This is a genomic window from Streptomyces sp. bgisy027, assembly GCF_057710365.1.
In genome coordinates this window covers 120,848-144,114 of sequence record NZ_JBYIVZ010000023.1, presented here as the reverse complement: position 1 = coordinate 144,114, position 23,267 = coordinate 120,848, and the positions used below count along the sequence as shown (strand labels likewise).

The following is a 23,267-nucleotide window of genomic DNA, read 5'->3' as shown; positions in this document are numbered from 1 at the left end:
TGGCGGCATGGTCTCGATACTCGCGCAGGAGCAGTCCGGGCAGTACGCCACGCACGACGTCACCAACCAGCCCCCGCCCCTTGCGCCGTACGACGCGGCGCAGGACACGGCCCTGCTGGAAGGGCTGCACCGGGAGGGTGCCGGGTGGGCCGAGGAGGACATCCGGCGGCTCGGTGTGCGGGCCGGGAGCGCTCAGGCGCAGGAGTGGGGCGAGCAGGCCAACCGGCACGAGCCCGAGCTGCGGACGCACGACCGGTACGGGCATCGCGTCGACGAGGTCGAGTTCCATCCGAGCTGGCACCACCTGATGCGGGTCGCGGTCGGCGAGGGCCTCGCGGCGACGCCCTGGGCGGACGAGCGGCCGGGCGCGCATGTCGCCCGTACCGCCGGCGGAATGGTGTGGGGGCACACCGAGGCCGGGCACGGCTGTCCGACGTCGATGACGTACGCGGCGGTCCCCGTGCTGCGCCGGCAGCCCGAGCTCGCGAAGGTCTACGAACCGCTGCTGACCAGCCGGGAGTACGACCCGGGGCTGCGGGTGCCGACCGAGAAGCGGGGCCTGCTCGCGGGCATGGGGATGACCGAGAAACAGGGCGGCTCCGACGTCCGTACGAACACGACCACGGCGTGGCCGACCGCCGAGCCCGGCGTGTACACGCTGCGCGGCCACAAGTGGTTCACCTCGGCGCCCATGTGCGACGTCTTCCTGGTGCTGGCCCAGGCGCCCGGGGGTCTGTCCTGCTTCCTCGTGCCGCGTGTCCTGCCCGACGGCGGCCGCAACACGTTCCGCATCCAGCGACTGAAGGACAAGCTGGGCAACCGCTCCAACGCCTCCTCCGAGCCGGAGTTCGACGGCACCGTCGCGTGGCTGGTCGGGCCCGAGGGGCGGGGCGTGAAGACGATCATCGAGATGGTCAACTGCACCCGCCTGGACTGCGTGATGTCGTCGGCGACGCTGATGCGCAAGACGCTCGTCGAGGCCGGGCACCATGTCCGGCACCGCAGCGCGTTCGGTGCCCGGCTGGTGGACCAGCCCCTGATGCGCAACGTCCTGGCCGACCTGGCACTGGAGTCCGAGGCGGCCACCACGCTCACGCTACGGCTGGCCGGCGCTGCCGACCGGGTGGTACGCGGCGCCGACGCGGACGGGACCGAGACGGCGTTCCGCCGGATCGCGACGGCCGTCGGCAAGTACTGGGTCACCAAGCGGGGCCCGGCGTTCACCGCGGAGGCCCTGGAGTGCCTGGGCGGCAACGGCTACGTCGAGGACTCCGGCATGCCCCGCCACTACCGCGAGGCTCCGCTGCTGTCGATCTGGGAGGGCTCGGGGAACGTCAACGCCCTGGACGTCCTGCGGGCGTTGAGCCGGGAGGAGGGCACCGCCGACGCCCTCTTCGCCGAACTGACCTCGGCGCGCGGCGCGGACGCCCGGCTCGACGCGGCCGTCGTCCGGCTGAAGGACACGCTGGCCACCGGTTCGGAGGCGGGTGCCCGCCGTCTGGTCGAGCAGATGGCCCTGGCCCTCCAGGCGTCCCTGCTGGTCCGGCACGCGCCCGCCGCGGTCGCCGACGCGTTCTGCGCGACCCGGCTCGGCGGCGACTGGGGGCACGCGTTCGGGACGCTGCCCGACACGGCGGACGTGGACGGGATCCTGGAGCGGGCGTTGCCGACCCAGGAGTGACGTCCACGGACAGTTGCGGGCCCGGGTGCTGTCGTGGGCCCGGCCGTCACCCTCTGGTCCGCCCGCCCCACAACGGGCCGAACCGCGCCCACTCGTAGCCCCACTGGTCGATGCGCCGGCTCTCCAGACGGCTACGGAGGGCCCGGCCCGCGACGAAGGGGACGCACGCGGCGCAGACGCCCGCGATGCCGCCGACCAGGGTCGCCCGGGTGCGGGCCTCGGAGGGGGTGGCGGGTCTCGTCACCAGGCGGCCCTGGAGGTCGGTCCAGACAGTGACGGGTGTGCCGACGCCGCTGCCGGGCTGGACGCGGGCCTGCCCGGTGTGCGCGGAGCCGTCGCGCGCGCTCCAGCGGACCTTCGCCCACACCTGCTCGCTGCTGGAGGTGGCGCGGCGCGAGTCGGCCCGGCCCGGCGCCTGTTCGGTGAGCAGGGCCACCGCGGGCCGCCACTCGACGCGTTCCCTGGCCATGCCCTGTTCCACCGTGCGGGCCGTCGCGAGGCCCGCGAGCACTCCGGCGAGGACGGTGACGACCCAGGCGGCGAGCAGCACCCACGCCTCCACCGCGTCGGCCCGGCGCCTGAGCGGATTGCGCCGCCAACGCCACAGCCACACCTGCGGACCACGGAACGCCATCGAAGGCTTCCTCCTCATGAGCGCACGAACATGCCCTACCGACCTCCCTCCCATACGGGAGCCGGCGGGCGGATGCTCACGGCACCGACCCGACCCGACGGTGGCACGGGTCACGCGGCCCGGCCGGCGTCTTCGCGAAACACGCCCGCACAGTGCGGCCGGGAGCTATCATCGCCGCGCTGACCTGCGACGTCGCCGTTTCCAGAGGTGACTGTCAGTGCCTGGGTGCAGACTGGCCCGTGTCTGAGACAAAGGCGTCGCGGAGGTGATCGGCATGACCGAGGTATTGCTCGCCGTGGGGACACGCAAGGGCCTGTTCATCGGGCGCAGGCGAGGTGACACCTGGGAGTTCGACGAGAGTCCCTACTTCAACGCCCAGGCCGTGTACTCGGTCGCGATCGACACCCGCAGCGAGCGCCCGCGGCTGCTGGCCGGCGGCGACAGCGCCCACTGGGGCCCGTCCGTGTTCCACTCCGACGACCTCGGCCACACCTGGACCGAACCGGCCCGGCCGGCCGTGAAGTTCCCCAAGGACACCGACGCCTCCCTGGAGCGGGTGTGGCAGTTGCACCCCGCGGCCGCCGAGCCGGACGTGGTGTACGCGGGCACGGAACCGGCGGCGCTGTACCGCTCGGCTGACCGCGGCGAGACCTTCGAACTGGTCCGCCCCCTGTGGGAGCACCCGACCCGGTCGAAGTGGGTACCGGGCGGTGGCGGTGAAGGTCTGCACACCGTGATCACCGACCGGCGCGACCCGAAGGCCGTGACGGTCGCCGTCTCTACCGCCGGGGTGTTCAGGACCGCCGACGGCGGCGCGAGCTGGGCGCCGTCCAACTCCGGTGTCTCCGCGGTCTTCCTGCCGGATCCGAACCCGGAGTTCGGCCAGTGCGTGCACAAGATCGCGCAGGACTCGGCCGACGCGGACCGGCTGTATCTCCAGAACCACTGGGGCGTGTACCGCAGCGACGACGCGGGCGCGCACTGGACCGACATCGGCGAGGGCCTGCCGTCCACGTTCGGCTTCGCGGCGGCCGCGCACCCGCACCGCGGCGGGACGGCGTACGTCTTCCCGATCAACGCCGATGCCGACCGTGTCCCCGCCGACCGGCGCTGCCGCGTCTTCCGTACCGCGGACGCGGGCAAGAGCTGGGAGCCCCTGTCGGCGGGCCTGCCCCAGGAGGACCACTACGGCACGGTGCTGCGCGACGCGATGTGCACGGACGACGCGGACCCGGCGGGCGTCTACTTCGGCAACCGCAACGGCGAGGTGTTCGCCTCCGCCGACGACGGCGACAACTGGCGGCAGCTGGCCTCCCACCTGCCGGACGTGCTGTGCGTCAGGGCCGCGGTGATCGCATGAGCCGTGGCGGCTCACGGCCCGGCCTTGGCCACTGGTTGATCAACGCTGCCCTTGCGGCAGTAGGGTGACGCCCGTGGCACCACGACCCTTGCATGAAATCGTCGAAGCGGGCTGGGCGAAGGCTCTGGAACCCGTAGCCGAACGGATCGCCGCGATGGGCGACTTCCTGCGCGCGGAGATCGCCGCGGGACGCACCTATCTGCCGGCCGGACCGAACGTCCTGCGGGCCTTCCAGCAGCCCTTCGACGACGTACAGGTCCTGATCGTCGGACAGGACCCGTACCCCACCCCGGGACATGCCGTCGGGCTTTCCTTCTCGGTGGCCTCCGACGTACGTCCGCTGCCGGGCAGCCTCATCAACATCTACCGGGAGCTCAACACCGACCTGGGGCTGCCGCAGCCGTCCAACGGCGATCTGACGCCGTGGACCGAGCAGGGTGTGCTGCTGCTCAACAGGGCGCTCACCACGGCCCCGCGCAAACCGGCCGCCCATCGCGGCAAGGGCTGGGAGGAGGTCACCGAACAGGCCATACGCGCACTCGCCGCGCGCGGCAAGCCGCTGGTGTCCATCCTCTGGGGCCGCGACGCCCGTAACCTCCGCCCGCTGCTGGGCAGTCTGCCGTCGGTGGAGTCCGCCCACCCCTCCCCCATGTCGGCCGACCGCGGCTTCTTCGGCTCCCGTCCCTTCAGCCGCGCCAACGACCTCCTGGTCGGCCAGGGCGGCCGGCCCGTGGACTGGCGCCTGCCGTGACCGGCGGCGCCGGGTTCATCGCGGTCGACTCCGGCGGATCCGGCATGCGGGTCGTCGTCGGCGACGTCGCCCGTGGGGTGCTGGCCCGGCGCGAGTCGCGCGAGCCCGTGCGCACCGGCGAACGGGGCATCGACGCCGGGCACTTCTTGGCGCAGCTCGTACCCATGGTGCGGGCGGCGGTGGCCGAGTCGGGCGTCGCGGCGCCGGGCGCGATCTCCGTGGGGGCCGCCGGGCTCGCCAGCCTGGGTGACGGACTGCGTGCCGAGCTGCCGGGCGCGCTGGAGCGCGAGTTCGGCATCAGGCGGGTCGCCCTGGTCGCCGATGCCGTCACCGCGTACGTGGGTGCGCTCGGGGCCCGGCCGGGTGCGGTCGTGGCCGCGGGCACGGGACTCATCGCGATCGGCACCGATCTGAAGCGCTGGCGCCGGGCGGACGGCTGGGGCCATCTGCTCGGAGACTGCGGCGGCGGTGCCTGGATCGGACGGGCCGGTCTCGAGGCGGCGATGCGCGCGCACGACGGACGGTCCGACGGATCGCCGGCCCTGCTCGCCCGCGCGGAAAAAATGTTCGGTCCGGCGCGGGGGTTGCCCGGCAAGCTCTATCCTCGCCCGGACCGCCCGGCCGTCCTCGCCTCCTTCGCTCCCGAAGTGGCCGGCTGCGCCGACGCCGACCCGGTCGCCGCGGGCATCCTGCGGGCCGCCGCACAACACATGGCCGACTCCGCGGCCGCGGTCTGCCCCACCTCCGGGGATCCCCAAGTCACCGTCACCGGCGGCCTGTTGAACATGGGCGCCCCTCTTGTCGCGCCCCTGGAGGAGGAGTTGTCGAAGCGGCTGCCGCAGGCACGGCGGGTGCCGGCCGACGGGGACCCGCTGCGGGGATCGGTACGCATCGCAACCGACCTGGCGACTGGTCGGCTCGCTCTGCCCAGTGACGAGGCGATGCTCTGCGTGGTGACCGAAAAAGGGGACTGATCCCGCTACGCCGCCCACTTCCACCCCGCAGGTAACTCAATCAGACAAAAGCGGACGGATACCGCTCACCTGCACCCTCCCCGAACAGGGGAGCCCAAGAAGCCAGTAACATGCGTCGCCATGAGCTCCCCCACTGGGCCCGCGTCCGGCCTGCCAGTACGAATGCCGCGACCTCGTCAGCCCGGGCGGCACCGCCGACCCGAGCCGTTGGCGGCTCCCGAGGGCGCGCCCTCGCTTGTTCTCGCGGTGCCGGGCACGCCTAGCGCCGCCACCCGCGGCCTCGCCGAGGAGGTCGTGAGCATCGCCCGCTCCGAGCTCCCCGGTCTCGACGCCCGCATCGGGTACGTCGACGGTGATGACGCGGAGTTCCCCACGCTCCAGTCGGTGCTGGTGCACGCCGCCGAGGAGCGCACCGCCCGCTATGAGCAGGCGCTCGCCGCAGGCGTGGAGGCCAAGGAGCCCGAGGGCCCCGTCGCCGTCGTCGTGCCGCTGCTCGCCGGCCCGGACAGCGCGCTGCTGCGCGTCATCCGCCAGGCCGTGATGGACAGCCGTGTCGCGGCCGATCTGACCGATGTGCTCGGCCCGCACCCGCTGCTCGCCGAGGCGCTGCACGTGCGCCTGTCGGAGGCCGGGCTGGCCCGCGCCGACCGCGCCCGCCTGTTCACCGTGGCCACGGCCGCGGACGGCATCATCCTGGCGTCCGTAGGCGGCGAGGAAGCCGTGCAGGCGGCCGGGATCACCGGCATGCTGCTCGCCGCGCGCCTGGCCGTGCCCGTGATGGCGGCGGCCCTGGACCAGGAGGGCTCGATCACGGCCGTCGCCGAGCAGTTGCGGTCCTCGGGCTCGCAGCAGCTGGCGCTTGCGCCGTACCTGATAGGGCCGGAGATCGACCCGAGCCTGGTCGCGGAGGCCGCGCAGGAGGCGGGCTGCTCCGCCGCCGAGTCGCTCGGCGCGTACCCGGCGATCGGCAAGCTCGCCCTGTCGATGTACACGACGGCGCTGGGTATCGCCCCGCCGCAGCCGCAGGGCACGTCGGTGCGCTGACGCGCACGTCACAGCCGTAACGCCGAAGGGTCCGCCCCGCACCGGGGACGGGCCCTTCGGCGTTGCGGTCACACGGTGGGGTCGGGGCCCGGTCCGAGGACCACGCAGGATGCCGCGGGCACCTCGATCGAGCCCTCGTGGCGCGGGAGTCCCCGGTCGGGGTCCAGGACGAACCAGGACACGTCGCCGGAGCGCTCGTTCGCGACGTACAGGAACCCGTCGGCCTCGGTCAGCGCGCGCGGCCAGTGCCCGGCGCAGGGCACCGTGCCGACGAGCCGCAGGTCCTCGTCCTCGACGGCGAACGTGGACAGCACGTCCTCGCCGCGGGTGGCGGTCCACACGAAGCGTCCGTCGGGCGAGGCGACGATCCCGGACGGGTAGGCGTCGCCGGCCGGGGCGCCCGGCAGCACCGGCGTCTCGGTGAGCGGCTTCAGGGTGCCGTCGTCGGCGTCCCAGTGGCAGACGGTGACGGTCGGGGTGAGTTCGTTGACGACGTACGCGTACCGGCCGTGCGGGTGGAAGGCCAGGTGGCGCGGGCCGGAGCCGGGGCGCAGGGCGATCTCCCGGTGCACTTCGAGCGTGCCCCCAGTCAGGGTGCACACCCGCACCGAGTCGGTGCCGAGGTCGACGCTGACGGCCCAGCGGCCGCTCGGGTCGGGCTGCACCTGGTGGGCGTGCGGTCCCTGCTGGCGCGGCGTGTGGGGGCCGGAGCCGGTGTGCCGCAGCACGGTGGGCGGGGTGTCCGCGAGGGTGCCGTCGGAGCGGACGGGCACGGCGGAGACGCTTCCGGAGCCGTAGTTGGCGGTCAGGACGTGACCGTCGAAGAGGCTGAGGTGCGTGGGGCCGCTGCCGCCCACCGGGGCCGGCGCGCCGAGGAGCTCGGGCTTGGCACCGGTCACGCGGTACGCGACCACCGTGCCCTCGGCCGTCTCGCTGGCCGCGTAGAGCGTGTCGCCGGCGGGCGACAGGGCCAGGTAAGCGGGATCGGGCACGTCACGCACCCCGCTCCGGACGGTCAGCGCGCCGTTGTCCCCGGCCACGGACGCCGTGGTGATGCCGTGCCCTCCGGCTGCCGTGAACGACCCGATATAGGCCCGTCTCCCCCGCCTGCCGACGTCTGCCACCACTGTCCCCTTCCGGTCGGGTGCCGTCCGGCCCGACGGTAGCAGCGGATCACCATCGGTCTAGACCAAGCTCGCCTGATCGCCGAAGAGTTCACGTCACGGGGCGGCAGCGCCCCGTAGGGGCGCGGGGCACTGCGCGACCAGCCACGACACGCCCGCAGACGCACGCGCACCCCCGCACCCCCGCACCCGCTAAACCCGCGGAGCGACCAGCGGAGATCCCGACGGCGCCCGCAGCGGCTGGGCGAGTTCCGTCAGGGCTCGTTCCAGGCCGTGCAGATGGGCCAGCGCGGGGTCGGCCGCGCTCGGCCCGTCCGCGGGGGCGGCGATGTCCGAGCCGCCGGTCAGAGCCTCGACCGCCGCCTCGACCCGCCAGCACGCGGCGGCCAGCCGGGCGTCGTGCGAGGCCACGGGGTCGGCTGCGACGGCGGCCAGGCCGCGGACCTCCCGGGCGCAGTCGTCGAGCAGGGCCAGCACCCGCCGGGCGCGCCGCTTGCGGGCCGGCATCGGGTTCAGCGGGTGCACGAGCGGGGCGAGGGAGAGCCGTACGCGGCCGAGGAGCTGTTCCAGTTCGGCGACCCGGGACGCCGGGTCGGCGCTCTCCTCACCGGCCAGGCGCGCCGCGGCCTCGGCGGTGGCCGCGCGGACACAGCGCAGGGCGCGCTGCACCCAGGCGTCGGTGATGGCGTGCGTGGTGACGGGCAGCACGAACAGCACGGCCAATACGGCACCGATCGCGCCGACGCCGGTCTCGGCGAGCCGCAGCGCCAGCAGGCCGGGCTCCAGGACGCCGAGGAGGCCGTAGAGGAGCCCGGCGAGCAGGGTGACGCTGAGCATCATCCAGGTGTAGGAGACGGCGGCCGTGTAGAAGATGCCGAAGACGCACACGGCGAGGAGCGCGGCCGTGGGGACCGGCGCCCCGTGCAGCGGGACGGCGACGAGCAGGCCGAGGCCGATGCCGATCACCGTGCCGAGGACCCGGCGGAAGCCGCGGACCAGGGTCTCGCCGCGCGAGGTGGTGTTGACGAAGATCCACCAGGTGGCGCCGACCGCCCAGTACCAGCGCTGCCCGGACACCAGCTGCCCCACGACCAGGGCGAAGCCCGCGCCCGCGGTGGCCTGGACCGCCTGGCGCGTGGTCACGCGGGCCAGTCCGCCGCCGCCCGGCGGTGCGGGTACGGAGGCCGGGGGCGTACGGCGCTCGTAGCACCACAGCCCGAACCGCACCGCGGCCGCGGTGAGCAGGGACAGCAGGACGGCGGCGTAGAGCTCCGGCAGCTGCCTGGGGGTGGCGTGCAGGAACTGCGCAACGAAGAAGGTCATGAACGCGAACACGCCGAGGCTGTGTCCGCGCGGCCCCCAGCGGCGGGCGTAGACGCCGGCGCCGACGACGGCCAGGAAGGTGAGGTCGCGGGCGACGGGGTGGTCGTGCAGCTCGGCCGCCGCCGCGAGGACGGGCAGGCCGACGAGCGGCAGCAACGCGGTGGTCACCGCCTGCCCGCGGACCGTGGCGTCGGTGACGGTGAACAGGGCGAGGAGCGCGGCGAGGCCGCCGGTGACGGCGCCGACCAGGGAATGTCCGGCCAGTTGGCAGACGACGACCGCGAGCCCGATGCCGAGGACGGCCCGCACGGCGAAGCGCAGCCGCGCACGCCCCGGGTCCGGCGCCACGAACACCCTCTTCAGCACTGAATACCGCCCCTTCGCACCTGCATGAAAAAGGCGCCGCGGGGATCCGCAGCGCCATCGACCGGTCCATTGCAGCATCCATGGGGAGACTGGCTCAAGTGACGTCCCCTAGGCTGTGCCATTGGTACAGCAATTCCGGTCCCGGCACGTCCATCAGCGAGCCAACGGACCACATGCCCGGGAAGGGCCGGACATCATGACCGTGGACGAGCTCGACACTCGCATCCTGCGGCTGCTGCTGGAGCAGCCGCGCACCAGCGTGCGGGAGTACGCCCGTATCCTCGGCATCGCCCGGGGCACGCTCCAGGCCCGGCTGGACCGGCTGGAGCGGGACGGTGTGATCACCGGCACGGGGCCGACACTGTCGCCCGCCGCGCTCGGCCATCCGGTGCTGGCGTTCGTGCACATCGAGGTCACTCAGGGCCATCTCGACGACGTCGGCGACGCGCTCGCCGCCGTGCCGGAGATCGTCGAGGCGTTCTCCATCACAGGCGGCGGGGATCTGCTGACCCGGGTGGTGGCCCGCGACAACGCCCACCTGGAGGACGTGATCCAGAAGCTGATCAGCCTGCCGGGCGTGGTCCGCACCCGTTCCGAGGTGGCCCTGCGCGAGCGCGTCACCCAGCGGCTGCTGCCGCTGGTGGAGTCGATCGGACGGACGGCGGCGCGGAGATGACCTTTGACATCCTGGGCCCATGAGCGGACTCAGCGACGTGTCGGTCATCTTCGATCTCGACGGAACCCTCGTGGACAGCGAGCCCAACTACTTCGAGGCGGGCCGCCAGGTCCTGGCCGAGCACGGGGTGCCCGACTTCACGTGGGCCGACCACGAGCGCTACGTCGGCATCAGCACTCTGGAGACGGTCACGCTCTGGAAGCGGGAGTACGGTCTGCGCGCCTGCGTCGAAGAACTCCTCGCCGCGAAGAACCGCCGCTATCTGGAGCTCGCGCGCACCGCCACGCGCGCGTACCCGGAGATGCGCAAGTTCGTGGAGCTGCTCGCGGCCGAAGGGGTCCCGATGGCCGTGGCCTCCGGTTCGTCGTTCGAGGCCATCACGGCGATCCTGGCCGGCACGGGCCTGGACGCCCAGCTGCGCACGGTCGTCTCGGCCGACGAAGTCGCCCACGGCAAGCCGGCCCCCGACGTCTTCCTGGAGGCTGCCGCCCGGCTGGGTGCCGCCCCCGCCGACTGCGTGGTCGTGGAGGACGCGGCCCCCGGCGCCACCGCGGCGCACGCGGCCGGCATGCGGTGCATCGCGATCCCGTACGTGGCAGCCCAGGCGAACGCGCCGGAGTTCGTGACGGCCGGGCTGCTGGTACGCGGCGGACAGACGCAGTTCACGGCACGGGCGGCGTACGACTGGCTCGCGCGGCCGACCGCTTCCGGCTGACGCCCGCCCCTCAAGCCGCCCATCACGTCAGCACCGTTGACGCCTCCTCACCCCACGCATAGCGTCTGGTCGACAATTCGCACACTGTTCGAGATCACGAACAGGACGATCCCTGTGTGGAGGAGCACCCATGGCACCGCCCCTCTCCAGAAGATTCCTTCTGCGGGCCGCCGCGCTCACCGCGGCGGCCCCCGCGATCAGTCACACGGCAACCGGCCGGGCAGCGGCCGCCGTCCAGGAGGCGCAGGCCGTGACCGCCGTTCCGACCGCCTGGTCCGTGCAGCCGTTCGCCCTGGACGACGTGGCCCTGCGGCCCGGACTCTTCGCCGACAAGCGGCAGTTGATGCTCGATCATGCCCGGGGCTACGACGTGAACCGGCTGCTCCAGGTGTTCCGTGCCAACGCCGGGCTCGCCACGGGCGGCGCCGTCGCGCCCGGCGGCTGGGAGGGGCTGGACGGTGAGGCCAACGGCAATCTGCGCGGGCACTACACAGGGCACTTCCTGACCATGCTGGCGCAGGCCTGCGCCGGTACCGGTGAGCAGGTGTTCACCGACCGGATCGGCACCGTGATCGGGGCGCTGACCGAGGTACGGGCCGCGCTGCGCGGGGACCCGGCCGTGCTGAGCGTCGCCGGCAGGTTCGGTACGGCCGTCGAGCACGTCCGCGGCTCCTACCGGTACGTCGATCTCCCCGCCGCCGTCCTCGGGGGCGCCCCGGCGATCACCCTGTCCGCCTGGGTGAAGCCCACGCACGACGCGAACTGGGCGCGCGTCTTCGACTTCGGCGACGACGACACCCGGTACATGTACCTGGCCGCCCGCAACGCGAACGGTGTGCCGCGCTTCGCCGTCACCACCGGCGGGCCCGGCGGCGAGCAGGGCCTCGACGGCACCGCCACGCTGCCGCTCGGCCAGTGGACCCACCTCGCGGTCACCATCGGCGGCGGTACCGGGACGCTGTACGTCAACGGCTCGGCCGTCGCCCGGAACACGGCGATGGCCCTCACCCCGGCCGCGCTCGGCACCCTCGCCAACAACTGGCTCGGCCGCTCCAACTTCGCCGCCGACCCCGTCTTCGCGGGCGCCTACGGCGAGTTCAACGTCTGGTCGCGCACCCTGAGCGCCGCCGAGATCACCGAGTTGCAGGGCGCACGGGCGGCCGACGTGTCCGCCGGGCGCGGTGACCTGGCGTCGTACGCCTTCGACGAGACCTCGGGCGGGACGTTCGCCGACGCCTCCGGACACGACCTGGCCGCCACCCTGCGCCGGACCTGGGGCGGGCCCAGCCACCCCGGGTTCCTCGCTGCGTATCCGGAGACGCAGTTCATCGACCTGGAGTCGAGGACCACCAGCGACTACACCAAGGTGTGGGCGCCGTACTACACCGCGCACAAGATCCTCCGGGGTGTGCTGGACGCCTACCTCGCCACCGAGGACGCACGGGCCCTCGACCTCGCGTCCGGCATGTGCGACTGGATGTACTCGCGCCTGTCCGAGCTGCCCGAGGCCACGCTCCAGCGCATGTGGGGGCTGTTCTCCAGCGGTGAGTTCGGCGGGATCGTGGAGGCCGTCTGCGATCTGCACTCGATCACCGGGAAGGCCGAACACCTCGCGCTGGCCCGGCTGTTCGACCTCGACCGGCTCATCGACAGCTGCGCCGCGAACACCGACATCCTCGACGGGCTGCACGCCAACCAGCACATACCGATCTTCACCGGTTGCCTGCGGCTGTACGACGCGACGGGCGAGGCCCGCTATCTCGACGCCGCCCGCAACTTCTGGGGCATGGTCGTGCCGCACCGCATGTACGGCATCGGCGGCACCAGCACCGCGGAGTTCTGGAGGGCACGCGGCGCGATCGCGGGCACGATCGGCGAGACCACCGCCGAGACGTGCTGCGCGTACAACATGCTGAAGCTGAGCCGGACCCTGTTCTTCCACGAGCAACGGCCGCAGTACATGGACTACTACGAGCGGGCGCTCTACAACCAGGTCCTCGGCTCCAAGCAGGACAAGGCGGACGCCGAGAAGCCGCTCGTCACGTACTTCATCGGGCTCACGCCGGGCCATGTGCGCGACTACACGCCCAAGCAGGGCACGACCTGCTGCGAGGGCACGGGCATGGAGAGCGCCACCAAGTACCAGGACTCGGTGTACTTCAGGGCCGCCGACGGCAGTGCCCTGTACGTCAATCTGTACAGCCCGTCCCGACTCACCTGGGCCGAAAAGGGTGTGACGGTCACTCAGGCGACGTCCTTCCCCCGGGAACAGGGCACCACGCTCACCTTCGGCGGCGGCAGCGCGGCCTTCGCCCTGCGGCTGCGGGTGCCGTCGTGGGCGACCGCCGGGTTCCGGGTGACGGTCAACGGCAGTGCGGTGAGCGGCACTCCGGTGCCGGGGAGCTACTTCACGGTGTCCCGGACCTGGCGCGGCGGCGACACGGTGAAGATCTCCATGCCGTTCCGCCTTCGCGTGGAGACGGCGCTCGACGACCGGTCCCTGCAAACCCTCTTCCACGGCCCGATCAACCTCGTCGGTCGCAGCTCCGCCACGAGCCACCTCCGGTTGGGCCTCTACCGCAACGCCGGTCTCTCCGGCGATCTGCTGCCCTCGCTGACCCCGGTCCCCGGCAAACCGCTCCACTTCGCCCTCGGCGGCACCGAGTTCGCCCCGTTCTTCGAGGGCACGGAGGACCCCACCCACGCCTACTTCCGGCGCTCCGAACCACGAGTGGTCCTCGGCAACTCCGACTCCGGCGTCACCAACCCCGCAAAGCCCGACGGCACCACCCTCCTGGACGAGATCTGGGCCGGGGCTCCGTTCACGAGCAAGGGCGCGCTGGTCTCACAGGTGCGGTCCACGGTGACCGCCTGGGTGAGCGCGGGCCTGCTCGGCCAGGCCGACGGGCAGACGGTCGTCCGTACGGCCCAGCAGGCCACGTACGCCCCCTGAGCCCGCGCCGTGAGCCCCGCTACGACCTGCGGCGGGGCTTGCCGCGGCCGGTGCTCTTGGTTCCCTTGGCACCCTTGCCGCCGCCGGGACCGCCGCGGCGACCGGTGCCGGACTGCCGGCGTGCACCGCCGGTGCTGTCCGGGCGTTTGCGCTTCGGCTGCTCCGGGGCGGGCGTGCTCTGGGACGTCGTACGGCCCCGGGTGCTGTTGACCGTGCGGCCGCGGACGACTCCGATGAAGTCCTCGACCAGGTCGGTGGTCGCCTCCTCCGGCCAGGACAGGGCGACGCTCGACCGGGGGGCGTCGGCCAGCGTCCGGTAGGTGAGGTCCTTGCGGTGGTGGAGGCGGGCCAGCGACTGGGGCACGACGAGCAGGCCGACGTTCGCCGCGACCAGCTCGACGGCGTCCGCGGTGGTCGCGGGCCGCTCGAAGGCGGGCTCCCCGGGTGGCCGCTCCCAGTCCAGGACGTCGTCGAGGGGGTGGAGGACGACCTCGTCGGCCAGATCCTCGGTGGTGACCTCCTCGACCGCCGCGATCACGTGGTCCTTGGGGACGACGACGACCGTGGTCTCGGTGTAGAGGGGGATCGCGCTGAAGAACGTACGGTCCACCGGAAGCCGTACGAAACCGGCGTCGGCCCCGCCCTGCCGGAGCAGGTCGGACGCCTCGGCGGCGGTCACCGCACGGAGGCCGAGGGGTACGTCGGGGAAGCGCTCCTGCCAGACCCGCACCCACTTCGCGGGGGTCACTCCCGGGACGTACGCGAGCCGGAACGACGGTGCTGCCTGCGGGGTGGGCGGTGGTGCTTCCGAGCCTGTCACCTGGCCAGGTTACCGGGCGTGGTCGACGGGCGTGGTCGGCGGGCGTTCACGTACTCGATACCCTTGGGACCATGACGTCGCACCAAAGCACCCAGACCATGAAGCCCGCGACCGCGGCGAAGAAGCTGGGTGTGTACCTCGAAGCCACCCCCGCCGAGTTCCGGGAGGGGGTCGTCACGCGCGCGGAGCTGAACGCGCTCCAGGCCGACCCTCCGCAGTGGCTGCTCGACCTGCGACGCGACGGCCCGCACCCCCGCCCGGTGGTCGCGGCGAAGCTCGGCGTCTCCATCGCGGGCCTGGCCCGCGGCGGCGTCACCGAGCCTCTGACCACCGAGCAGATCGAGGCGCTCAAGCAGGAGCAGCCCGAGTGGCTGGCCAAGGAGCGCGCCACCCAGGCCGAGGTCCGCAAGGAGACGGCCCGGATCAAGAAGCGGAACGCCGAGCGCGAGGCGCAGCAGCCCTGATCCCGGCCGGGCCGTCCCGGCGGGTCAGCGTGTGTCGGTCTCTTCCGGGACCGCCTCCAGGAAGGTGGCCGACGGGCAGAAGAACAGGGTCCCGGTGACGGCCCGCGAGTAGTCGAGGATCGGGTCCGGGCCCGATTCCGGGCCGCCCACGAACATGGCGCGGAGCATGGTCTCCGGGATGTCGGGGGTCCGGGCGTAGGCGATGAAGTACGTGCCGAACTCGCCGTGGCCGGGCCTGCCGAACGGCATGGCGCCCCGCAGTATCTCCAGCTCCTCCCCGTCCGGACCGGTGACCGTGTTCACGTCGATGTGGGAGCCGGGCACGTCGAGCTCGATGTTGGTCAGCTTGGAGCGGCCGATCACCTTCTCCTGGGCCTCCACGGCGAGGGCCTCCCAGGCGTCGACGTCGTGCACGTACTTCTGCACGATCGCGTAGCTGCCGCCGAGGAAGGCGGGGTCCTCGTCACCCACGATCGCCGCCTCGGCCGCCGCCGGGCCGACCGGGTTCTCGGTGCCGTCCACGAAGCCGAGGAGGTTGCGGGAGTCGAAGTAGGCGAAGGCCAGGACCTCGTCCTGGACGGCGACCGCGCCGCGCAGCCGCTTCATGATCTCCGCAGACAGGGCGAAGCACAGGTCCGTGCGGGCGGCGCGGATGTGGAAGAGCAGGTCGCCCGGGGTGGCCACGGCCCGGTGCCGGGGGCCGTCCAACTCCTCGAAGGGGTGCAGCCGCCGGGGACGCGGGCCCTCGAAGAGCCGGTCCCAGGCCGAGGATCCGACGCCGGCCACGCAGCACAGCCCTCCGTCCGGGCTGGGGAAGCCGACGGCTCGGACCAGCCCCGCTAGCCCGGCCAGCAGATCGCGTACCGCGCTCTCGCCCCCGGGTTCGATCGTGACCACCAGGAACACCGCGACGGGTGCCGGCTGGCTGAGCACCGGCTGCGGCAGCGCACCGGCCGACCGTATGGACGACGGCTTGGATGACGGCATGGTTCCCCTCTCACCCTCGTTCCCCGCCACCTAACGATGCCCGGCCGGACCGGGAACGATACCCGGCGAATTCGCGCACTTCTGGCGCGGGTGCGAGGCGGGATCGACCGGTTCGGGCGCAAAAACCCGCATGCGAACGCTCGTGCGGGTCTGGGATCATCCCGGCATGGTCCACCGCCTCGAACCCCTGGTCGTCCGGCACACCCGTCGCCTCCCCTGCCCGACCGGCCCCGCCGGTGAAGGCGCCGTCGCGGCGCGGCAGTTCGACGCCGCGCTGATGTCCGTGGGCTTCAAACTCTCGGCGGAGCTGCTGGAGCGACTGTCGGGGCTCGGCGAGGGCGCGGTGGTCGACACCGCCGTGCGGACGCTGGGCACCGTGCGCGAGATGGTCGGCGACCATGTGGCGCACAACGTCTACTTCGTCGACTTCCCGGCCAACGTGCCGGACACGTACGACTTCTGGATGCGCTGCATCGTCGAGGCGCTCGCCGACGACGAGGCGCGAGAAGGTGTCCTGGAGCAGCTGAGCGAGGGTGTCGTCGACCTGCTGACCCTGCCGTCGTACGGCCGCTACCAGCATGGTTACGCCGAGATGCTCGGCCGTCACGACGAGCTGATCGCGGCGGCCGGCGACCGGATGACGGTCCTGCACCTCGGCGGTGACCCGGACGAGGAAGTCAGCGCCCTGTACCTGGCGCTGGCGGGCAGCAGCACGCCGCTGGGCGAGGAGGCGCTGCGTGACCTCGACGTGCTGGCCCGGGCGTGCGTGGACGGGCCGCAGCCCGAGTCGATTCCGGTGCGGGAGAACCGTGCCGTCCTCAACCGGGCCCGGCTGCGGGCCGGTTCGCAGCCGCTGCTGGACACGGTCACCGATGTGCTGCGGCTGGCCTGCGCGTTGTCGGACGGCGATGTGACCCTGGTCGGGCCGACCCGGTTCCGCGGGCTGTCCCGGCCGCTGCGCCGCGCCCTGCTGGCGGGCCTGGACTCGGCGGTCGCGGCCTCGCCCGCCAAGCTCGCGGACGTCCGCGTGCATCGCGAGGCCTCTTGCAATAGTCCTTTCGCTTTCCTCGCCACTCCGCTCTTCCCGACCGCTCAGCTGTCGTAGTCGACCGTCAGCGTCTCGGACGCCGGGTACGACTGACAGGTCAGCACATAGCCCGCGTCGACCTCGGCCGGCTCCAGCGCGAAGTTGCGCCGCATGTCGGCCTTTCCGTCGGTGACCAGGGCCCGGCAGGTGCCGCAGACGCCGCCCTTGCAGGCGAACGGCAGGTCCGGGCGGGTGCGCTGGGCTCCGTCGAGGATGCTGCGCTCCCTCGGCAGGGCCGCGGTCGTGGAGCGGCCGTCGAGGGTGATGGTGACCTGACTGACCGGCCCCTGCGGCCCTGCCTCCTCGTGGTGCACCTCCCGCACCGGCTCGTCGTCGGCGAAGAACAGCTCCTGGTGCACCTGCTCGCCCGGCACCCCGAGGTCGGCCAGCACGCTCTGCGCGTCGCGGACCATGCCGTGCGGGCCGCACAGCCACCAGTGGTCGGCGGTCGTCACGTCGACCAGCGCGTCGACGAGGGTCGCGAGCCGCTCGGCGTCGATCCGGCCGGAGAGCACCTCGGCCTCGCGGGGCTCACGGGAGAGCACGTGAGCGAGCTGGAACCGGGTCGGGTGCAGGTCCTTCAGGTCGGCGAGCTCGTCGGCGAACATCACGGTGTCGCTGCGGCGGTTGCCGTAGAACAGGGTGACCGTCGAGCGGGAGTCGGCGGCCAGCACGGACTCGGCGATCGACATCATGGGCGTGATGCCGGAGCCCGCGGCGATCAGCACGTGGTGGCCGGGGGTGCTCAGGTCGGGGGTGAAGGCGCCGGTCGGCGCCATGACCTCGACGGTGTCGCCGGGGCGTACGTCCTCGACCAGCCAGGACGAGAACAGCCCGCCCGGCACGACCCGTACGCCGATGCGCGGACTCGAACCCACCGGCGAGCAGATCGAGTACGACCGCCGTTCGTCGCGCCCGTCGATCTCACGCCGCAGCGTCAGCGACTGGCCCGGCTCGAAGGCGAACTCCTCGGCCAGTTCCGCCGGGATGTCGAAGCCGACGGCCACCGCGTCCGCGCACAGGGGCTGGACCGCGGCCACGCGCAGCCGGTGGAAGGCCGGACGGCGGCGGATGCGCGGGCGCGGACCGGCGGCCGTCCGTGCTTCGGTGACGCCTTCCATTCAGATCTCCTTGACGTACTCGAACGGCTCGCGGCAGGCCCGGCAGCGCCACAGCGCCTTGCAGGAGGTGGCCGCGAAGCGGGAGGTCTCCTCGGTGTCCCCCGAGCCACAGCGCGGGCAGGTCACCGCGTGCCGGGTGGGGGACAGCACGAGTGCGACGGGGCCGCCGCGCGGGGCGGGTCCGGGCGGGGCGATGCCGTGCTCGGTGAGCTTGCGGCGGCCGGCCGGGGTGATCCAGTCGCTGGTCCACGGCGGGTCGAGGACCGTGCGGATCTCCACGCGCGGGTACCCCGCGTCCCGCAGCCGCGCCGCGACGTCCGCGCGCATCTCGGCCATGGCCGGGCAGCCGGAGTAGGTCGGGGTGAGGCTCGCGACCACCGTGCCGTCCTCGGTCAGCGCCACGTCCCGCAGGACGCCCAGGTCGGCCAGGGTGAGCATGGGCAGCTCGGGGTCCGGCACGGTCGCGGCGATGTGCCGGGCGCGGCGGGCGTCGAGCAGGGTGGTCACCATGTCGCCTCCGGGTGGGCGCGGGCGACGCCCTGCAACTCGGCGAGCAGCGGGGCGAGATGCTCGGTGTGCTCGCCGTCGCGGCCGGATCCGGGCAGTGGACGGTACACCGGCATGGGCAGTCCGGCCGCCGTGGTGACCTGGCGGATGTCCGCGACCACCTCCTCGCGCACGTCGTACGCCGTGAACAGCTCGCCGATGTAGGGGGCGACCTGCTCCTGGGCCCGGCGCATCCGGCGGTGGGACTCCTCCGTGCCGTCGCCGAGGCGTACGGCCCACTCGGCGGCGTACTGCCGGTGGTAGGCGAGTTCCTTGACGCCCTTCGCGGCGATGGCCGCGAGCACGGGGTCCGGGTGGGAGGCCAGCCGTTCGAAGTGGGCGAGGCGCCAGCTGGAGAGCACCAGCAGCCGCACGATCGAGAACGCGAAGTCGCCGCAGGGCAGTTCGGCCAGGCGTACGTTGCGGAAGTCGGCGGCGTCGCGGAAGTAGGCGTAGGCGTCCTCGTCGCGGCCGGTGCCGTCGGCCTGGCCGGCGCGGGAGTAGAGCAGGCGGGCCTGGCCGAGCAGGTCGAGGCCGATGTTGGCGAGCGCTACCTCCTCCTCCAGCTCGGGGGCGCGGGTGACCCACTCGGCGAGGCGCTGGGCCGAGACCAGCGCGTCGTCGGCCAGCGCGACGCAGACGGCGGCCAGTTCCCCGGCGTCGATGCCCTCGGGGACGGTGGTGTCCACGCCGTGCAGCGGGTCCTCGAAGCCGGTGCCGTAGGCCCAGCGGGTGTCGTCCTCGTGTCCCTCGGCGAGGGTCATGTAGACGTGGTCGTCACTCATGCCCTCTCCTTCAGATGTGCGGGACGTCGTCGGGGATGTCGTAGAAGGTCGGGTGGCGGTAGACCTTGTCGGCGCTGGGCGCGAAGAAGGGGTCCTTCTCGTCGCGTGTGGAGGCGGCGATGTGCTCGGAGCGCACGACCCAGATGCTGACGCCCTCGTTGCGCCGTGTGTACAGGTCACGGGCGTGGGTGAGCGCCATGCGGTCGTCGGCGGCGTGCAGCGAGCCCACGTGGACGTGGTTCAGCCCGCGCTTGCCCCGTACGAACACCTCGTACAGCGGCCAGTCCTTCTTGTCGGCGCTCATGCCGCCGCTCCCTTCTCCACACGCTTGGCGGCGTGGGCGGTCGCCGCCTCCCGCACCCAGGCGCCCTCTTCATGGGCGCTCCTGCGCCGCTGCATCCGCTGGGCGTTGCACGGTCCGTCGCCCTTGATGACCCGCATCAGCTCCGACCAGTCGGGGGTGCCGAAGTCGTGGTGGCCGCGCTCGGCGTTCCAGCGCAGCTCCGCATCGGGCAGGGTGACGCCGAGCTTCTCGGCCTGCGGGACGGTCATGTCGACGAAGCGCTGACGCAGCTCGTCGTTGCTGTGCCGTTTGATCTTCCAGGCCATGGACTGCGCCGAGTTGGGCGAGGCGTCGTCGGGCGGGCCGAACATCATCAGCGACGGCCACCACCAGCGGTCCACTGCGTCCTGGACCATCTCGCGCTGGCCCTCGGTGCCGCGCATCATCGTCATCAGCAGCTCGTAGCCCTGGCGCTGGTGGAAGGACTCCTCCTTGCAGATCCGCACCATCGCGCGTGCGTACGGCCCGTAGGAGCTGCGGCACAGCGGCACCTGGTTGCAGATCGCGGCGCCGTCCACGAACCAGCCGATCACGCCGACGTCGGCGAAGCTCATGGTCGGGTAGTTGAAGATCGACGAGTACTTCTGGCGGCCCTCGATCAGCCGGTCGGTCAGGTCGGCGCGGTCGGCGCCCAGGGTCTCCGCCGCCGAGTACAGGTACAGCCCGTGTCCGGCCTCGTCCTGGACCTTGGCGAACAGGATGGCCTTGCGGCGCAGCGACGGGGCGCGGGTGATCCACTCGCCCTCGGGCTGCATGCCGATGATCTCCGAGTGGGCGTGCTGCGCGATCTGCCGGATCAGCGTCTTTCGGTAACCGTCGGGCATCCAGTCCCGCGGCTCGATCCGCTGGTCACGCGAGATCGTCGCGTCGAAGTGCTCCTGGAGCGGCTCTTCGGCAGGCGCCTCGGCGGAGTGTGAAGTCGTCATCGATTCCCGCTTCCCAACCGACCATTCGTTCGGTACCCAGTGTGACGTGTTTGCGCCAGGGGAGCAAGACCCTTCGAGCGCGCGAAAACGGCCCAGGACACCCCCGCGGGGTACCTGGACCGTTTCGGCGCAGGCTCTCGACCGTCACACGTTGGGCACCTTCAGCCGGTCCCAGCTGGTCTTGCCGGGGATGCCGTCCGCGTCCTTGCCCTTGAAGCCGAGCTTGTGCTGCCAGGCGGCGTAGGAGCGGCGGTCGGCCTCGGTCCACTCGGGGCCCGGGCCCTCCTCGTAGCGGCCGCAGCCCTCGGCGACCAGGCGGCGGCCCATCGCGGTGATGATCGGGGACTTCCGCCCGATGTGGAAGAAGCCGCTGCCCGGGAAGGGCTCCAGCTCGGGCTTGGGAGCCGGCTTCGGGTCCGGCCGGGGCGCTCCCCCTCCCCCGCCCTTGAGGCGCTGCGCGATCCGCTTGCGCATGCCGTCCATGGTGAAGCCGCGCGGGTCCTGCTTGCCGGGCTGCCACTCCTTGTGCCCGATCACCGAGCGCTCGCTCCAGCCGTGGTGCCGGCAGATCGCTGCGGAGACCTTCTCGATGGCCTCCTTCTGCACCTCGGGCCAGGGGTCCTTGCCGTCGCCGAGGTTGACGCACTCGAAGCCGTAGAAGCGGGCGTTGCCGTCGGTGTCGGCCTCGTTGTCGTGCGGCAGCCTGGACTCGTTGATCACGGCGCGCAGGACGTCGCTGTCGCCGAGGCCGGCGTGGTTGGCGCGGCCGTTGCCGACGAGGTGGATGTGGCCCTGTTTGTCGATGACGCCGTGGCACAGCGGGCCGGGCAGGCCGGAGTAGCCGTTGTAGCAGATGCTCACCGAGTTCTCGGTGCCCTTGGTGACGGTGTGGTGGATCATCACGCCGTTCACCGGGCCCCAGGGACCCTTGCTGTTGCGGTTGTGGGTGCGCCAGCTGCGGACCTCGTGGACCGTGAGGCCCTCCTTGCGCAGGATCTCCACCAGCTTGGACGCGCTCAGGGGCTTGGCCATCACTCGTCTCCTTCCGCCGCGGCCTCGGCATCCGCAGTCGTCTGCGACCTCCCGCCGGACGGGTCCTCCGCCAGTTGCTCCTCGCGGCGGGCCTGTTCCTCGGCCGCGAGCGTCGCCGCGTCCGCGGCCGGGATGCCGTCGGCCAGCGGATCGAAGGCGAGGCGCAGGTCCACGGTGCCGCCCTCGCCCTTGACCAGCGCGAGCGGCGCGAAGCCGCGCACGATGCCGGAGGGCGCCTGGAGCAGCGGACGCCGGGCGGTGTCCGCGGGCCACTCGACGCCGCCGGTGGCGGTGCGGGCGGGCACGATCCAGTGGTCGCCCGTGCGGTAGGCGGCGCCCTTGGCGAAGTACACCTCGACCCCGTCCTCCAGCGGCAGCCACTCCCCCTCCGTGACGGGGACGGCTCCGCTCTTCAGGGCGGTCGTACGGCCCTTCCGCCGCGGTCCCTCATGGTGGTCCCACCGGCGCAGGAACGGGTTGAGGTGCGGCAGCCGGCCGACGGACCGGGCGGGCTCGGCGCTGAGGCGGACGCGGCGGCCCGGCAGGTCCAGCTCCTCGACCCGCAGCAGGGGCAGGGGCTCGAGGCGGGAGGCGTAGGCGGTGTCGACGAGTTCGACGTGGTCGCCGACGTCCAGGTCCAGCTTGTCGTCGTGGCCGAGGGAGGCCAGCTGCACCCAGGTGCCGTCGAGTTCGTCGACGGGGAAGACCACCGAGCCGTTCTCGCGGGACCACTTGAAGGTGGCGTCCTTCGCCTCGCCACCCGCGTGCACCTCCACGCGGTACAGCTGGTTCTCCTGGCCGCGGTAGCGGGCGTCCGGCTTGACCAGGCAGGGGTCCTCGTCGGCGTGGTCGGGCCGCTCGCTGCGGGCGGCGAGGCGCGCGCTCGGCGCGGCCTGCTTCCGCGCCCACTGGTCGAAGGCGGCCCGCACCACCTCCTTGGACGGGTCCTCGTCCTCGATCCCCAGCGCCGCCAGCGACAGCGGCAGGACCTGCCAGACGACCTTCACGCGGGCCGCGGTGTCCGGCATCGCGGCGCCGAGGGCGACCTCGCGCAGGGCGGGGTCCTCGGCGGCGGAGACGGCACGCTCCCACACGCTCAGGTAGACGAGGAACGGCGTCTGCGCGGGCGAGGGCAGCCGGTCGCCGGGCTTCTCCGGGTCTCGGAAGCCGTCGGGCTGGTCCCAGTAGGTCCAGTACCCGGGCGGCGCCGCGGTCTCCTGCTCCTGAGCGTCCTCGTCCGGGACCGGCACGCCGGGCGCCGGGCGGGTCGCGTCGAGGAGGATGCCGTCGACGTAGTACCGGCCGCCATGGATGTGGAGCGTGTCGATGTCGTGCTTGCCGCCGACGTAGTCGATCTTGAAGCCGGTGGCGTCGCGGGGACCGCCGTGCCGGCCGATCAGGTCGGCGGCGAGGGTGCGGGCCCGGTGCAGCTGGATCGCGGTCTGCTCGTTGATGTCGGCGTCGAGCTGGACGCGGCCCTGCTGGGCGATGACCGCCGAGTACCGCCGCTGGGGGCGGAACGTGAGGCGGGAGAGGTCAGCGTGCATGAAGGGGG

At 72.6% G+C, this 23,267-nt stretch carries 21 protein-coding genes and 1 pseudogene; 10 read left to right on the top strand and 12 right to left on the bottom strand.

Features of this window, described 5'->3' with window-relative positions; all coding sequences use genetic code 11:
- Positions 1 to 7 precede the first annotated feature (7 nt).
- Positions 8 to 1,681 carry an acyl-CoA dehydrogenase family protein gene (locus AC3ETA_RS24205; protein ID WP_432194995.1) on the top strand — a complete coding sequence of 558 codons (1,674 nt, stop codon included), beginning with the start codon at positions 8 to 10 and terminating at the stop codon, positions 1,679 to 1,681.
- A gap of 46 nt (positions 1,682 to 1,727) precedes the next feature.
- On the opposite strand, the gene AC3ETA_RS24200 is transcribed toward AC3ETA_RS24205, so the two are convergent.
- Positions 1,728 to 2,315, bottom strand: coding sequence for an Rv1733c family protein (locus AC3ETA_RS24200; protein WP_432194994.1), 588 nt, complete (start codon positions 2,313 to 2,315; stop codon positions 1,728 to 1,730).
- Between the two features lie 274 nt (positions 2,316 to 2,589).
- Between AC3ETA_RS24200 and AC3ETA_RS24195 the strand changes: the two genes are divergently transcribed.
- The 4 genes from AC3ETA_RS24195 (at position 2,590) to AC3ETA_RS24180 (ending at position 6,444) form a co-directional block, all read left to right on the top strand.
- Complete coding sequence (locus AC3ETA_RS24195; protein ID WP_432194993.1) at positions 2,590 to 3,675, top strand: WD40/YVTN/BNR-like repeat-containing protein; 1,086 nt, start codon at positions 2,590 to 2,592, stop codon at positions 3,673 to 3,675.
- Positions 3,676 to 3,748: 73 nt separating this feature from the next.
- Positions 3,749 to 4,426 (top strand): uracil-DNA glycosylase, encoded by a 678-nt coding sequence (locus AC3ETA_RS24190; protein ID WP_432194992.1) that lies wholly within the window; start codon positions 3,749 to 3,751, stop codon positions 4,424 to 4,426.
- Positions 4,423 to 5,400, top strand: coding sequence for an N-acetylglucosamine kinase (locus AC3ETA_RS24185; RefSeq protein WP_432194991.1), 978 nt, complete (start codon positions 4,423 to 4,425; stop codon positions 5,398 to 5,400). The genes AC3ETA_RS24190 and AC3ETA_RS24185 overlap by 4 nt, the downstream gene beginning before the upstream one ends.
- 120 nt (positions 5,401 to 5,520) lie before the next feature.
- Positions 5,521 to 6,444 (top strand): sirohydrochlorin chelatase, encoded by a 924-nt coding sequence (locus AC3ETA_RS24180; RefSeq protein WP_432194990.1) that lies wholly within the window; start codon positions 5,521 to 5,523, stop codon positions 6,442 to 6,444.
- Between the two features lie 68 nt (positions 6,445 to 6,512).
- Here the strand turns inward: AC3ETA_RS24180 and AC3ETA_RS24175 are convergent, their stop codons facing one another.
- Together AC3ETA_RS24175 and AC3ETA_RS24170 are read right to left on the bottom strand one after the other, a co-directional pair.
- Positions 6,513 to 7,568 (bottom strand): lactonase family protein, encoded by a 1,056-nt coding sequence (locus AC3ETA_RS24175; protein WP_432194989.1) that lies wholly within the window; start codon positions 7,566 to 7,568, stop codon positions 6,513 to 6,515.
- A gap of 192 nt (positions 7,569 to 7,760) precedes the next feature.
- On the bottom strand, positions 7,761 to 9,257 hold the full coding sequence (locus AC3ETA_RS24170; protein WP_432194988.1) for an FUSC family protein: 1,497 nt from the start codon (positions 9,255 to 9,257) through the stop codon (positions 7,761 to 7,763).
- Between the two features lie 196 nt (positions 9,258 to 9,453).
- Between AC3ETA_RS24170 and AC3ETA_RS24165 the strand changes: the two genes are divergently transcribed.
- The 3 genes from AC3ETA_RS24165 to AC3ETA_RS24155 all read left to right on the top strand — a co-directional run bounded on the left by AC3ETA_RS24165 (position 9,454) and on the right by AC3ETA_RS24155 (position 13,601).
- Complete coding sequence (locus tag AC3ETA_RS24165) at positions 9,454 to 9,933, top strand: Lrp/AsnC family transcriptional regulator (RefSeq protein ID WP_432194987.1); 480 nt, start codon at positions 9,454 to 9,456, stop codon at positions 9,931 to 9,933.
- Positions 9,934 to 9,952: 19 nt separating this feature from the next.
- Entirely contained in the window at positions 9,953 to 10,648 is a 696-nt protein-coding gene (locus tag AC3ETA_RS24160) for an HAD family hydrolase (protein ID WP_432194986.1), read from the top strand.
- A 130-nt stretch (positions 10,649 to 10,778) separates the two neighbouring features.
- Positions 10,779 to 13,601, top strand: coding sequence for a beta-L-arabinofuranosidase domain-containing protein (locus AC3ETA_RS24155; protein ID WP_432194985.1), 2,823 nt, complete (start codon positions 10,779 to 10,781; stop codon positions 13,599 to 13,601).
- Between the two features lie 19 nt (positions 13,602 to 13,620).
- On the opposite strand, the gene AC3ETA_RS24150 is transcribed toward AC3ETA_RS24155, so the two are convergent.
- Positions 13,621 to 14,421 (bottom strand): LysR family substrate-binding domain-containing protein, encoded by an 801-nt coding sequence (locus tag AC3ETA_RS24150; RefSeq protein ID WP_432194984.1) that lies wholly within the window; start codon positions 14,419 to 14,421, stop codon positions 13,621 to 13,623.
- 71 nt (positions 14,422 to 14,492) lie between these two features.
- Here AC3ETA_RS24150 and AC3ETA_RS24145 point away from each other — a divergent pair, with 71 nt between their 5' ends.
- Entirely contained in the window at positions 14,493 to 14,885 is a 393-nt protein-coding gene (locus AC3ETA_RS24145) for a DUF5997 family protein (RefSeq protein ID WP_406258843.1), read from the top strand.
- 24 nt (positions 14,886 to 14,909) lie between these two features.
- Here the strand turns inward: AC3ETA_RS24145 and AC3ETA_RS24140 are convergent, their stop codons facing one another.
- On the bottom strand, positions 14,910 to 15,872 hold the full coding sequence (locus AC3ETA_RS24140; RefSeq protein WP_432194983.1) for a Dyp-type peroxidase: 963 nt from the start codon (positions 15,870 to 15,872) through the stop codon (positions 14,910 to 14,912).
- A gap of 166 nt (positions 15,873 to 16,038) precedes the next feature.
- Here AC3ETA_RS24140 and AC3ETA_RS24135 point away from each other — a divergent pair.
- Positions 16,039 to 16,914: pseudogene (locus AC3ETA_RS24135) on the top strand (hypothetical protein); the annotation flags it as partial.
- A 50-nt stretch (positions 16,915 to 16,964) separates the two neighbouring features.
- Here AC3ETA_RS24135 and paaE read toward each other — a convergent pair.
- The 7 genes from paaE to AC3ETA_RS24100 all read right to left on the bottom strand — a co-directional run bounded on the left by paaE (position 16,965) and on the right by AC3ETA_RS24100 (position 23,259).
- Positions 16,965 to 18,080: a 1,2-phenylacetyl-CoA epoxidase subunit PaaE gene (gene paaE, locus AC3ETA_RS24130; protein ID WP_432194982.1), complete on the bottom strand. Its 1,116-nt coding sequence runs from the start codon at positions 18,078 to 18,080 to the stop codon at positions 16,965 to 16,967.
- Positions 18,081 to 18,590: a 1,2-phenylacetyl-CoA epoxidase subunit PaaD gene (paaD, locus tag AC3ETA_RS24125; protein WP_432194981.1), complete on the bottom strand. Its 510-nt coding sequence runs from the start codon at positions 18,588 to 18,590 to the stop codon at positions 18,081 to 18,083.
- Positions 18,584 to 19,411, bottom strand: coding sequence for a 1,2-phenylacetyl-CoA epoxidase subunit PaaC (gene paaC / locus AC3ETA_RS24120; RefSeq protein WP_432194980.1), 828 nt, complete (start codon positions 19,409 to 19,411; stop codon positions 18,584 to 18,586). Before paaC ends, paaD begins: the two co-directional genes overlap by 7 nt.
- A gap of 10 nt (positions 19,412 to 19,421) precedes the next feature.
- Entirely contained in the window at positions 19,422 to 19,715 is a 294-nt protein-coding gene (gene paaB / locus AC3ETA_RS24115; RefSeq protein WP_030957096.1) for a 1,2-phenylacetyl-CoA epoxidase subunit PaaB, read from the bottom strand.
- Positions 19,712 to 20,680, bottom strand: coding sequence for a 1,2-phenylacetyl-CoA epoxidase subunit PaaA (paaA, locus tag AC3ETA_RS24110; RefSeq protein ID WP_432194979.1), 969 nt, complete (start codon positions 20,678 to 20,680; stop codon positions 19,712 to 19,714). Before paaA ends, paaB begins: the two co-directional genes overlap by 4 nt.
- A 144-nt stretch (positions 20,681 to 20,824) precedes the next feature.
- A complete protein-coding gene (locus AC3ETA_RS24105; RefSeq protein WP_432194978.1) occupies positions 20,825 to 21,712 on the bottom strand; it encodes a peptidoglycan-binding protein in 888 nt (295 codons plus the stop codon).
- Positions 21,712 to 23,259 (bottom strand): DUF6519 domain-containing protein, encoded by a 1,548-nt coding sequence (locus AC3ETA_RS24100; RefSeq protein WP_432194977.1) that lies wholly within the window; start codon positions 23,257 to 23,259, stop codon positions 21,712 to 21,714. The genes AC3ETA_RS24105 and AC3ETA_RS24100 overlap by 1 nt, the downstream gene beginning before the upstream one ends.
- Positions 23,260 to 23,267: the final 8 nt, after the last annotated feature.